The sequence below is a fragment of the Mycetohabitans sp. B2 genome, assembly GCF_021733735.1.
Taxonomy (GTDB): Bacteria; Pseudomonadota; Gammaproteobacteria; order Burkholderiales; family Burkholderiaceae; genus Mycetohabitans; species Mycetohabitans rhizoxinica.
Genome location: NZ_JAHKSP010000003.1, coordinates 1 through 12,137, shown reverse-complemented (window position 1 = coordinate 12,137; position 12,137 = coordinate 1). Strand labels below are relative to the sequence as shown.

Annotated in this window: 13 protein-coding genes and 4 pseudogenes; 14 read left to right on the top strand and 3 right to left on the bottom strand. The window is 58.0% G+C overall.

Going from position 1 to position 12,137, the window contains the following annotated elements:
• The first annotated feature begins 1,362 nt into the window (after positions 1 to 1,362).
• Positions 1,363 to 1,617 (top strand): type II toxin-antitoxin system HicA family toxin, encoded by a 255-nt coding sequence (locus tag KPG66_RS00725; protein ID WP_237069729.1) that lies wholly within the window; start codon positions 1,363 to 1,365, stop codon positions 1,615 to 1,617.
• Positions 1,614 to 1,949 carry a type II toxin-antitoxin system HicB family antitoxin gene (locus KPG66_RS00720; protein ID WP_237069728.1) on the top strand — a complete coding sequence of 112 codons (336 nt, stop codon included), beginning with the start codon at positions 1,614 to 1,616 and terminating at the stop codon, positions 1,947 to 1,949. The genes KPG66_RS00725 and KPG66_RS00720 overlap by 4 nt, the downstream gene beginning before the upstream one ends.
• 414 nt (positions 1,950 to 2,363) lie before the next feature.
• On the opposite strand, the gene KPG66_RS00715 is transcribed toward KPG66_RS00720, so the two are convergent.
• Both KPG66_RS00715 and KPG66_RS00710 read right to left on the bottom strand, forming a co-directional pair.
• Complete coding sequence (locus KPG66_RS00715; protein WP_237069727.1) at positions 2,364 to 2,696, bottom strand: transposase; 333 nt, start codon at positions 2,694 to 2,696, stop codon at positions 2,364 to 2,366.
• Positions 2,693 to 2,866 carry a hypothetical protein gene (locus KPG66_RS00710; protein WP_157864308.1) on the bottom strand — a complete coding sequence of 58 codons (174 nt, stop codon included), beginning with the start codon at positions 2,864 to 2,866 and terminating at the stop codon, positions 2,693 to 2,695. The genes KPG66_RS00715 and KPG66_RS00710 overlap by 4 nt, the downstream gene beginning before the upstream one ends.
• Positions 2,867 to 3,556: 690 nt before the next feature.
• On the opposite strand from KPG66_RS00710, the gene KPG66_RS00705 reads away from it, so the two are divergent.
• The 11 genes and pseudogenes from KPG66_RS00705 (at position 3,557) to KPG66_RS00655 (ending at position 11,033) form a co-directional block, all read left to right on the top strand.
• On the top strand, positions 3,557 to 4,858 hold the full coding sequence (locus tag KPG66_RS00705; RefSeq protein WP_237069726.1) for a Fic family protein: 1,302 nt from the start codon (positions 3,557 to 3,559) through the stop codon (positions 4,856 to 4,858).
• 131 nt (positions 4,859 to 4,989) lie between these two features.
• Positions 4,990 to 5,398: pseudogene (locus KPG66_RS00700) on the top strand (tyrosine-type recombinase/integrase); the annotation flags it as partial.
• Between the two features lie 844 nt (positions 5,399 to 6,242).
• Positions 6,243 to 6,449, top strand: a complete 207-nt coding sequence (locus KPG66_RS00695) for a tail protein X (protein WP_041753974.1) — start codon at positions 6,243 to 6,245, stop codon at positions 6,447 to 6,449.
• Between the two features lie 17 nt (positions 6,450 to 6,466).
• On the top strand, positions 6,467 to 6,811 hold the full coding sequence (locus tag KPG66_RS00690) for a putative holin (protein ID WP_041752958.1): 345 nt from the start codon (positions 6,467 to 6,469) through the stop codon (positions 6,809 to 6,811).
• A gap of 1 nt (position 6,812) precedes the next feature.
• Complete coding sequence (locus KPG66_RS00685) at positions 6,813 to 7,091, top strand: phage holin family protein (RefSeq protein WP_041752956.1); 279 nt, start codon at positions 6,813 to 6,815, stop codon at positions 7,089 to 7,091.
• Positions 7,088 to 7,894, top strand: coding sequence for an N-acetylmuramidase domain-containing protein (locus tag KPG66_RS00680; RefSeq protein WP_237069725.1), 807 nt, complete (start codon positions 7,088 to 7,090; stop codon positions 7,892 to 7,894). The genes KPG66_RS00685 and KPG66_RS00680 overlap by 4 nt, the downstream gene beginning before the upstream one ends.
• 24 nt (positions 7,895 to 7,918) lie before the next feature.
• A pseudogene (locus KPG66_RS00675) lies at positions 7,919 to 8,275 on the top strand (Rz-like lysis system protein LysB); the annotation flags it as partial.
• Positions 8,196 to 8,459, top strand: a complete 264-nt coding sequence (lysC, locus tag KPG66_RS00670; RefSeq protein ID WP_237069724.1) for an Rz1-like lysis system protein LysC — start codon at positions 8,196 to 8,198, stop codon at positions 8,457 to 8,459. The pseudogene KPG66_RS00675 and the gene lysC, both read left to right, overlap by 80 nt.
• A 72-nt stretch (positions 8,460 to 8,531) precedes the next feature.
• Positions 8,532 to 8,894, top strand: a pseudogene (locus tag KPG66_RS00665) (phage tail protein).
• A gap of 9 nt (positions 8,895 to 8,903) precedes the next feature.
• Positions 8,904 to 9,371, top strand: a complete 468-nt coding sequence (locus KPG66_RS00660) for a phage virion morphogenesis protein (protein ID WP_336886338.1) — start codon at positions 8,904 to 8,906, stop codon at positions 9,369 to 9,371.
• 234 nt (positions 9,372 to 9,605) lie between these two features.
• Positions 9,606 to 11,033, top strand: a complete 1,428-nt coding sequence (locus KPG66_RS00655; protein WP_237069723.1) for an F-box domain-containing protein — start codon at positions 9,606 to 9,608, stop codon at positions 11,031 to 11,033.
• Between the two features lie 154 nt (positions 11,034 to 11,187).
• Here KPG66_RS00655 and KPG66_RS00650 read toward each other — a convergent pair.
• Positions 11,188 to 11,676: pseudogene (locus KPG66_RS00650) on the bottom strand (DNA methyltransferase); the annotation flags it as partial.
• A gap of 77 nt (positions 11,677 to 11,753) precedes the next feature.
• Between KPG66_RS00650 and KPG66_RS00645 the strand changes: the two are divergent.
• The coding region (locus KPG66_RS00645) for a phage baseplate assembly protein V (RefSeq protein WP_442929385.1) at positions 11,754 to 12,137 on the top strand (384 nt) is incomplete at its 3' end.

Here is a 12,137-nt window from a genome sequence, read left to right as displayed (position 1 = left end):
GGTACGCTATTGTCACTGGCACTCGTCGCGTTGTTTCGCTCGCTCCAGGAGTGCGGCACAGATACGCGACTTGCGACAAGGTCAGCAAGCCTCCCGGCAGCGATCGAAGGATGAAATGATGTGTTGTGTCGATAAGGTGACTGAAATTAACCCATAGCTCGCAACGCGTTACAAACGGGCGAACAGCAAGCAAACCACAGCAAACGGCAAACAGATAGCCCACGCGTGCACACGCATTCGTGGCACGTTGCCAGAAGCTAGGCCCGCTAAAAACAGCAGCGACGCTCCACATAGCTTTACGGCTTGCGTATAACCCCACCACGGGCACAGCGCACCCTCGTCTATACTTGCTTGCTTATATTGAGTGTGTCCCGTCCCGTTTTAGGCCCGATTGTGTACCCGAAAGAAGATTGACCCGCCACCATGCGTATGCAAGACATTGATTTAAAATCAAAAACTTTAGATTAGCAACTGCCTGCCAAGGCAGAAATGAAGCGACCCGCGCCCGGCAGACTCCCCCGACCACCCCCTCGGAGTTCTCCAGGGCATTCGTCGGCAGGCCAATGGGGGAAACCGGGCGGGCACGCGGCGGCGCAGGCCTTACGAATTAGCAAGGCAAAATTAGGCCCCGGCATCGGGGACAGGTGGGTACAAATTTGGGTACACTGCGAGTCCGAAATTAGGCCATCTCAGACCTTTTTCGATGCATAACTTGTGCACAGTGCTGTGATAACTATTTGATTTTTATAAGGATTTTGGCGCGCCCGGCTGGGATCGAACCAGCAACCCCTGCCTTCGGAGTTCCCCCAACGGCCGGTCCATCTTTATAGATCAACGCTTTGCATAACTCGCGTACTGCAAAACCCACTCTATTCAAGTCCGATTAACGCCGTTCCAGTCTTTGCAAGGTGCACTTTAGCTACACCACGATACATGTTCGCTAATTATTATACGCTTGTCCAAATTTTGGTAACGTAACTACAAGCTGCCTGCGGACTTTTAATCGCCAAGCTTACTAATCCAGAAAATATCCAGGCATAACGAAAAAATATTCAGCCATAATGGCTGCGCCGGTTCGCCGGCATTCAGCAGCACTCTCGCAGCGTCCGAGTCGGCTACGGGCCGGAAGCGCACCCGGTTCGGTCGGAGGCTACTTTTTCTCCCGCGCCAGCTTGCCGTGGCTCCCCCACGACCGCGACAGCCAAAGTGCTATGACAGACCCACGCCGTCCCTAATAAGTTTCATGGCTAACGCTACGCACAGCCCCTGACACGCTGCGCAGCTCAGTGGCCGTTTTACACACAGTGTTTTCGCTGCCATCAAGCCATTTCACATGCTATCAATTTCTGCTATCATATCTCGATGAAGGCCAAGCACGTTAAGACGCTGGAAGCGATATTCCAAAAGCCAACGCCTGGCAGTATCGTATTTGTTGACATCCAATCGCTGGTCATTGCGCTGGGTGGGGAAGTCAGAGAAGGTGCTGGCTCGCGGGTGGCATTTGAATTGAACGGCAGCCGTCAATACCTGCATCGGCCGCATCCAGGCAAGGAAGCGAAAAAATATCAGGTGGAAGAGCTGCGACAGTGGTTAACGCAATTGGGAGTCAAACCATGATGAACGCAATGGCTTACAAAGGATATTTAGCGCGGGTCGAGTTTGATCCGCGCGACGAAATCTTCGTGGGACGTGTACTGGGCGTCGCAGACCGCATCAGCTTCCACGGCGAGGCAGTTAACGAGTTAACCGCTGCTTTTCATGAGGCCATTGATCATTATCTCGAGGATTGTGCGAAGGCGGGTCGTGACCCACAAAAGCCGGCATCGGGTAAGTTGATGCTACGAATTCGTCCCGAAGTGCATGCGGCGGTTGGCGTGGCCGCCGCGGCCGCGGGCAAAAGCATTAATCAATGGGTTGATGAAGTGTTGGAGCGCGCATCGCACGCCTAACGTAAGCTATGGGAATGCGCGCCGACGAGCGTTCAACTCGTTAAGCTAACGGAAGAAGCGTCACGGCTGAGATCCCACCAGTAAGACCGGCATTAAATCGAAGCCTGATGCAACTCGCAAATTGCAAATTGCAATTTGCAATTTGCAAAACTAAGATGATACAAGGCCTGCTAAGGAAGCGCTTCACAACAGTGTTTTCCAAAGCGAAGCATCGAACGCGGCGTTGAAAGCGCGATTTGCCGGACTGCAAGCTACCGCACAAGCGGGAGCGAGGCATTCAATCGAGTGCAATTAAAGCGGTCGAACTCCGGTCTGTCCACCGTTTTGGCGTTAGCTCGCGGGCCGGCGTCGCGCCAGGTACAGCTTGCCTAGCGCAAACAGCGTGACGATTTGGGTCGTGTTCTTTACCAAGCCTCAATACCTTGTCTTCACATAGCTGAATGGCTGTTTGAGGATGCGAAACGCATGTTCCACCCGCGAGCGAACCTTGGCGATCACGTGATTAATCTCGCGCTCAATTCGCCAGCGCGGCTCACCCGACCGCTTGCGTCGCGCGATGCACGCCGATATGCTTTGCTCGGCGCAGCGCCTGCGGATATCTGGGTAGTTGTAGTCGCGATCGGCCCACACACTCGTTTCGTCGCCGTGCAGCAACTCATCAAAACAGCGCTTGTCGTTGACCTTAGTCGTCGTCACGACGCGATGCACCAGGCCCGATTCAGCATCCACACTGATGTGCGACTTCATGCCAAAGTACCACTGATTTGATTTTTTTGGATCTGGCTCATCTCGGGATCGCGTTTGCCCTGCGTATTTTTCGTCGAGATTAAGGCATGAATCAGCGTCGCGTCCACACTCATGCCTTCGCGCAGCAGCAGTGCGCGTTCGCCAAGCATCGCGTTGACCTCGGTCCGCATCGCCTACGCCAATTGGTGCCACTCCAGCAAATGGCGAAACCGCAACATCGCTGTGTTCGAAGGCATGGCGTCTTCATTCAGTGCCAAACCCGCGAAGCGCCGCATCGATCGACGGCCAGGGAATCTTGGCATTCGGCGAGCTGCGCGCGCAGTGTCTCGAGCTGGACCTCGGTGGAAGCGGCAGCTTGCCTGGCGGCTTCCGTCTCGGCCATCGCGCGATCGCAGGCGGGTTCCGCTTCATGCGCTTCATGACGCGCCTTGACCCCCCATCGCGCGTATGGCCGGCGCGAACACTCCGTTGAGGCCTACTGCAAAGAGGCTAAGCGTCAGTTGGAGCGAATATTTTGACTGGACAAGCCGCGGTCGTCGTTCACATATGAGGACCAGTTCGTCTATCAGCACGAATTGTATCGTTTATATTTCGGACAATATTGCTTATAATTTCAGCATATTTCGGACAAGTAGGCCGATATCGGGTAAAGCATGGTACACAATTCGGACAACAGCACCGCGGACATCCTTTTCTCAAGCGAGAATGAGGCACAGGCGCGCGCGCTGCGCCGCCTCGTAGAGGCCGGCTCGCTCAGACGCGTTTATGCGGGTGTCTACACACGCAATCTGGACAGCCCGCTTGAAGCGGTTGTCATTCGGAATTGGGCGACCATTGTCAGCCATTTGCTACCCGATGCTGTGCTCGCCTACAAGTCTGCGCTGGAGCACCGACCGGTCAATGGCGTTCTGTATGTGCGCCGTGGGCGTACGCGTCGCACGCTCGAACTACCCGGCCTGCTCATCGAAGTTTATCCAGGGCCGGGCCCGTTGTATGAGGCACCCGCGCCCGACGTGCTGTACAAAAACATTGCCCTGCCGAGCGAGGCACGTGGCTTTCTTGACAACCTGGTAACGGGGCGCGGTGCGTCACAAAGGGTGTTACCACAGGATGACTTGGAAGCGCGACTCGACAAAATCCTCACGATCCGAGGTGATGTCAAGCTGAACGAGTTACGGGATAAAGCAAGAGCCGTTGCGCACACCCTTGGCATGAAAAAGGAAGGGTCTCGGTTGGACGGCATCATTGGCGCCATGCTTGGCACGCACGAACAGAAGAGACTACAGAGCAAGCTGGCATTAGCGCGTGCGGCTGGCAAGCCCTATGACCCCGAGCGCATCGATCTTTTCGACACATTATTTGCGCAGCTCAGCGAGAGCGTGTTTCAACACATCGCTGACCCTGCTGCGCAAGGTGTGGCGATGGAAAATTTTGCGTTCTTCGAGGCCTATTTCTCAAACTACATCGAAGGCACGACGTTCGAGGTAGCTGAGGCAGAAAAAATTATCTTCGAAGGCGCCATTATTGAGAACCGTCCAGAGGACTCTCATGACATCCTTGGCACGTTCCGCGTGGCGACCTCCGCTGCTTGGCGCAATACAACGGCAACTACAGCGGAGCAGTTTTTGCATTGGCTCAAAACCGTCAATGCACTGGTGATGGAGGCCAGGCAAGATAAACTTCCTGGACAATGGAAGGAGCAGTCCAATCAAGCTGGCAACACACTTTTTGTCGCCCCTGAATTGGTGCCGGGCACACTCAAGCAAGGCTTTGAGCGGATCAGCGCGCTCACTGATCCGATGGCTCGCGCACTGATGACGATGTTTGTGGTCACTGAGGTCCATCCCTTTCGGGATGGCAATGGTCGCACGGCGCGCCTCGCGATGAATAGTGTCCTCTCCGAGGCCAATCTGTGTCGGATCATTGTCCCAACCGTGTATCGCGAGGACTACTTGCTTCCGCTGAAACGGTTATCGAATCAGAAAGACGCCGCAGCCTTTATCCAGTCGATGGCCCGTATTCAAGACTGGACCTCGCGATTTGACTATGCGCAGCCCCGACAAGCGCTGAGACAGCAACTCGAACAGAGCAATGCATTTCAGGAAGACTTAAGAAACTACCGCCTGATCTTCCCAGAAAACGCCAGCCCGTACGTGAAATGAACCCGTACGTGAAGCAAATATGGTGTTGAGCGTCGGTTAGTTGAATTTACAGTCATAACCGCGCATCCGTTGGGCTACGACCGGGCGTAAGTTTCCACAGCACGATCTGCGCTGACAACCCTCTGCGCTAACGACCCTTCCATGGGCCGCTGGCCGCCGCTAGCCAGCGCCAGGCGATGGTCATCCTTTGTGCTGTTTAGCTGGCTGGTCAACGCCCAGCTATCTGGCCGGCAACCCGCTGCCGCTATCTCGCCAGCGTGCCCGACGCGCCGCGCCACGCATCACGCGCTTTCTGGAGCGCGGCCTGTGCAGCAGGTCCAGGTCTCTATCGACCGCCTGCCGCATGAAACACAGCGCGAGGGCACGCACGACTGGCGCGCACGGTGGCTTGTTGCCCCGCTCTATTTAGGCGGACTGCGCATCTCGGAAGTGTTTACCCAGACAATGGGACAATTCTTCTGTCAGCGCGACACCGACGGGCACAAGCGCTGGTGGCTTGCGGTGATAGATAAAGGCGGCAATGAGCCGCTGACGCACGCAGATTGGCAAAGGCAGCAACGAGCTGCGGGCGCCCGTAGACCGGTAAAGACGGCAACGAGCTGCTGGCGCTCGCAGATCAGCAAAGGCAGTAGCGAGCTGCGGGCGCCCGTAGACCGGCAAAAGCGGCAATGAGCTGCTGACGCCCGCAGATCAGCAAAGACGGCAACGAACTACTGGCGCCCGCATCCAGCGAGAGGATGGTCGAACTGGACCCCTATCGGCACGTGGCATGCCCGGCCCGTGCTACGTGCCCCGCACGAAGCCATGCCGCAGGTGCTACCCCTGGGCCAATCGACGAAGCCACTTACACGAGCGCACGCAACACAGCGCTGCGTGTCTGGCGCGTACACCGATGTCAACGATTGAGCAGGACAGTGCAAACCGTGACCATTTCCATCACGTTTTTAACCATTTTTTTATGCCGCGGGGCGAGAGGCTGATGAACACCTCGAAACAGGACGCGAGCCAGTCGACGTGGTTTCGCCTCACCGTGAAAGAGACGTCCATGGCCAGAGTCCACGACCAGATAGAGGCTCTAGCAATATTGGATCACGTAAAAAATAAACCGCGTGGAGGAGAAAAACGATAGGCGCACGAAGGCGCGCATAGGAACCTTACACATGTGTACGGCTTGCCACCCACCCAAACCACAATTCATTCCAAACCCGCCATCGCTCATGGGTGCAGCGCTGTGTCAGTCTTTGCCCACATCGCAACTTTTCTCCCAACCCGATACACAACGCGCCAGCGACCGGGTTAAAACGCATAGCGAAGCACGATGCACTGTGCGCTAAACAGTCAACGAGATCAGCGGCATGGCACGGTCAACATTCAAGCGAATCCGATGAAAATCATTTCACGACAAGGCGACACGCTCGATGCGTTGTGTTGGCGCCATTATGGCCGCACCGACGGCACCGTTGAAGCCGCGCTACAAGCCAATCCTGGCTTAGCTGATCTCGGCGTCGTATTGCCGATGGGCACCGTTGTTGAGCTGCCCGAGCCCGCCGCGATTTTCAGCACCAGGCCGCTGGTGCAACTATTTGATTGACCTGGGGGCCGCCCGATATGACTGAACCGAACCTGACCACCGCGGCGGTGCTTTCGATCGCCCTTGGCCTAGCCAGCGTGATGCCTGGCATCGACGGCAATGCCCTGATTGGCGCGTTTACCGGCGCAGCGCTTGTCGTCGTGTCGTCGCAAGACATCGGTTTACTGAAGCGCGTTGCGTACCTGCTGATCTCGCTTGTGATGGGTTACCTGGCAGCGCCGGAGATCGTGCACGCGACGGCGATTCGCTCCACCGGTGTCGCCGCATTCTTTGCCGCGGCGCTGGTGATCGTCATCACGCTGCAGCTTATCGAGCGCATCCGCTCGGCTGACTTCCTTGCTTTTCTGCGAAAGGCACGCTGAAATGCCATCGTTCTTATTCTGCATGACGCTTGCCGCACACTGCGCATCGCTGCTGTGCGTGCTCGCGTATCGCCGCCGTGGCGCGCGTCATCGCGCGGGCATCGCATGGCTTGCGTGGGCACTGGCTGCCGCGTTGGGCAGCGCGATTATTGATCGAGTGCTATACGATCGACCGGCTGGGTTATCCGAGGCCGTCACCGCAGTCTTCCTGGCGGCCTGGATGTGGGCTGCGCATGGCAACGTCGCACGGCTGCTGGATGCAAGCGCGCCCGCACGATGAATCTGTTGCGTTTAGGTGATCATGGCTATGAAGTCGGGCGCCTGCAGCGGCGACTGATTCGCGCCGGATACCGGCCGCAAGTCACGCATCGGTACGACGCGGCCACCGAAGCCGCCGTCACCGCGCTGCAAATTCACACTGGGCTTGTCGTCGACGGCATCGCCGGACCTCAAACGCTGATCGCGTTGAACAACGGCGAGCATGATGTCAAGCATTGCACCGATGCAGATCTGACGCGCGCGGCCGACACGCTCGGCGTATCGATCGCGTGCATTCGCGCGGTCAAAGACGTCGAATCGCGCGGCGTCGGTTTCTTGCGCAACGGTCGGCCCACGATCCTGTTTGAGCGACACGTGTTTTGGCAGCGGCTGACAGTGCGGCATATCGATCCGGCGCCGCTCGCGGCGCAATACCCGAACATCGTCGCGCCGACGTGCGGCGGCTACCACGGCGGTGCGGCGGAGTACACGCGGCTGACGATCGCCACTCAGATCGACTCGCTCGCCGCGCACGAGTCGGCCAGTTGGGGCGCGTTTCAGGTTCTGGGTCAGCATTGGGCGCGGCTCAGCTATGCGAGCGTTGACGACTTCGTCGGCTGCATGGAAGCGAATGAAGCTGAGCAGCTGGACGCGTTCGTGCGGTTCGTGGCAGCGGACCGTCGGCTGCTGGCCGCGTTGCGCGAGCGTCAATGGACGCAGTTTGCCCGCCTCTACAACGGCCCCGGCTACGCCCGGAACCTGTACGACGCAAAGCTTGCTCAGGCGTATCGCAAGTACGCGCAGGCCACCGCGCTCGCCGCCTGACGGGGGCCGAATGACAGAGACCGCATGAGAGGGAAGCTTTTTGGGTGGACGTTGGCCACCGCCGCACTGCTGACGATTGTCACCGAGTGGCACGTCATCCGCACACTGCTTGCGCAATTGGAGGGGGCGCGCACCGCTGAACGACGTGCCGTACAGGCAAGCGTCGAGCGTGACGCCACCATCGAGCAACTGCTGCGCGATGCGCGCGAGAAGGACGCGCAGCATGCACAGCTGGCGCGCACACGCGAGGCAATCGACACAACGCTTGCTGCCTACCAGAAGGCCTTCCGGAGACTGATCGATGAGAACCAGGCTGTCCGCCATTGGGCCACTACTGCCCTGCCTGACGATGTGGTGCGCGTGCACGCCAGTGCCGCCCTTACCGGCGCCGCCGATTATGTGGCACGAATGTGCGCGCGTGTGGCCGTGCACGATGCCGGCGATGGCGCCGCGCACGAATGGTGAACTGGCCGAGTCGCTCACGGCTGCCCGCGCTGCCTGGGCCGCGTGTGCGGCACAAATCGACATGATCGTCGAATGTCAAAACGCCCACCGCGATAAATAAGCCCGCGAGCTTACGGGCAGCGCTCGTGGCCACGCTGCCATACTGCCGGCCCTGCAGTCGGCACCCGATACGTTGAGCGTATTCATCGACCAGGGCACGCTGGTGGCTACCGGCACGCGCTCTCCATCGTTTGAGTATCGATACATGCTTAACGTGCTGATCCTGGACTATGCAGGCGACGCGGACGCGATCATGGTGGCGATCATTGAATGGGTTCGTGCGATCCAGCCCGATTGAGTCACCAATGCCGAAGCTAGGGAAAATGGCATAGCGTTCGAAGCCGATTTGCGCAAACACGAAGCGGCTGACATCGCGATCAAACTGAAGCTGACGGAAAGCGTGGTAGTGCGCACCGATGCAATGGGCCAGCGCGTAATCGAGCACGTCGACGACACGCCGACCGAGGCAGTGATGCTGTGGGTCGTACAGCCGTGAACGAGCTCAGTGCACTTGAACACTGGGCCGGCGCGCTGCTTGCGCGACTATCACCGGCCGCACGCCGCGCTGCACTGCACGGCGTGGGCGCTGCGGCAGGCTCAAAAGGCCCGTATCGCTGCACAGCGCAATCCCGATGGCACCGCGTATGCGTCGCGCAAGGCGCGCGTTAGCCCTAAGCGGCTGCGTAACAAGCGCGGACGAATCAAGTGTACGATATTCGCGAAGCTGCGCACCGCGCGGCTAATGCACATCGAGGTGAGCGAATACGAATCGACCCTCGGATTCGTTGGCCGTGTCTCGCGCGTTGCCCGCGTGTATCAGTTCGGTGAGCGCGAGCGGGTTGCACCGCGCGGACCGTACTACCGATACCCAGCGCGTGGGCTGCTCGGCTTGACCGGCGCCGATCAAAGGTTGATTTGCGAGCGACTGCTAGCTCATATATGTGCGCGACTGCTGGCCCCTATATGTCGATAACTGGCTGCTTTTGCATGCCATGACCCCTAGCTGGCCAACCCGTTATTCCTGCTCGGCACGCCAACGGCTGTACGCCGTCATGGCTTGGCCTAAGGCCCTAAAATCGACAACGCGTTATCCGTCTAAAATCTAGCGATTGCGGCTCATGATTATATTTATCCACCTGTTGTCAGTTATCTTACGACGCAGCATCGCTTTGCGCTGCGTGTGTTTAACCTCTTGCTGAACTTGTAAATGGGCTTCGATCTAAATGCTGCTTTAAACCATCAGCAGGCCTACATCTGCGTGCTGGAAACGTGCCCGCAACCCGCCGCGTCACCGCCAAGCAGTGCCTTGGTTAACACGTTGACCAGCCGGCCCACGACATTCCACGACCTGCCAGCTGAAATTCTCCAACAAGTGGCCGACCAGATGCCGGCCCACGACATCGGCAATTTGGCAACGGTGAACAGCCAGACCTATCACGCACTGCAAGAAAGGCGACTAGGCTGGCTTTGTCACAAACGCATTTCCCATATCGCCCCGTTGGATCGCACGGGGACGGAGATACACAATCGAGCGGCGGTACAACAGTTGTTGACCGAAATTGAGCGTATTCGCGCCGAACCCGTGCGCGCTGAGCTGCTTCAGACGCTATGGCAACGGGCAAAAATTCAGCACGAAGTGAAGCCCGAGGTATTCAAAGCGGTTTTTCAAGCCGCGGGCCGCTTGCCAAAGCAAGGCTTGCAGGTACAAAAAGACATGATTCAGAGCATACTTGGGACTCCACTCCAGTACCAACACACTCTGTATAAGTTCGTGTATGCAGACGCCGAACGACGCTCCCCCGAACAAGGTAGCACCTGGGGCGCCATCGCATCGATGCTACCATTCTACGGTCGTATACCACCAGTGTGGCTTGACGCATCGCAGATTGAAAGCAGATATCGGGCTTTTCTAAGCCGGCTCCCTGCGTTAAACACGTCTGAACAGGCGGAACTGATAACGGTATTAGCCAAAGTGCTAGCTGCATTCTCATTATCTGGCTCGTCATTCGACTATTTTTCTTATCGTTATGATCTTGAGAACGCGACGATCCTTGAGTTGTACGAAACACTGTTCCAATGGATGCAACGCCTGCCAGCGTCGCATCGGGGCGCGCCGATCGGCGCACTAGCCAATCGAGTATCGATGCTGCCAGAGGCACAAAGGCCAGTGTACTTCGCTCATTTGCGGCATTTGACGCTGTCACTGCCGGATCATCAACTAGGCAGCGCGTTACGCTACCTGCCGGGCGCTTTAGTACGGGTGATACCACCCAATCAGCAGGCGTATGAGCTTTCGCTGCTCGAACCCGCCCTGCAGCGCGTGCCGCCTGCGCAGCGCGCATTAGCGACACTCGGGCTGCTTGAAGAAACACCGCAGTTGAACGACGCACTGTCAAAACAGGTCTGGCAGCGCGCAATGCGCTTGCTCGATGGCAGCAATGGACCCGACATCGTGAAAGTAATCCACCGTATACACATCATTGGGCTGAGATCAAATCAGCAGCAATGGGAGGATGCGAGAACCGAAATCAAGGCCTTTTTCGAGCGTAACCGGTTTGACGAGGCTACGCGCAATGCGATGCTGAACGCTCAGAATTATGATTTGTTCCGCGATTATCCGATACAGATACAGTAATTTGGCCCGCGGCAGCCGCGCGCATACGAAGCGCCCTAGCTGCTAAGACAACGCGCGCTTCAATAAGGCGTCACTGAAGCGCGTCTGCGCTTGACTCCGTCAGCCGTTGCATCGCCACGTCTCGGTACCGGGCATGGGTTCCGCAGCCCATTTAGTTTAATCCCGCTTCCTTCGCCGCCACCAGAAATGTGCCACTGCCGGCGAATAGGTCACACACGACGCCATCCGCAGGGGCCAACCGCACAATTTGGCGCGCGAGTTCAAGCGGCTTTTCGGTCAGGTGCCGCTTCGGCAGGCCGAGCGCACAGGGACGCACATCCGGCGTATATACATCGCGCTGACGGATCACCCCTTTGCTCGCCCACGCGCGCTGGTCCATGTTGTCGCACTTAACATCCTCATACACCGTCTTGGTATCACTGCCGATGTATTTTTGCATCGGGGACTGTGCACGCGTGCCCGCATGCAGACCACCTGATGAGTACGGCGGATCAGTGAGAACCCTATCGATCGACTGATCGAGCAATTCGCGCGCAAAGTGCAGTGCATCGCTCGAATGCAGTTGATTCACGATCTCGGACAGCGCATTGGAACAGGCAGGGATAGAGGTAGAACTTATGCAGATCAAGCGATAACGCGGCAAGGCCGCATTGTCTGATCGGTTTACGTGCCGCGGCACGATGCGTTGGCTGTGTGGGCCGCCACGACATAGGCCAATGCGTGCACCGCGCTCTCGTGCCCGGCAACATGGGCGATATGGATGCCAACGAAATCTGTCGCCTAATCGTCAACCTGATCCGCAAGGGCGTGGTGCTGGACGTCAATTGCGCGAGTTGCCCGCCGACCTGCCGTGTCGCGGTCGGTGACGCGACCGATGCGCAGGACGCAGGCTTGCAGACCAACTGGATCCCGTGGATGACGCTCGCGGCCAGCACCACGCGCGAGTGGCTGCCGCCGGCCAAGGGCGAGCAAGTGCTGCTGCTGTGCCCGATGGGCGACCCGGCGCAAGGCGTCGCGCTGCGCGGGCTGTTCTCCGACATCATCGACACGCCGTCACGCGATCCGGCCGTACACACGCGCGTGTATCCGGATGGCGCACAGCTC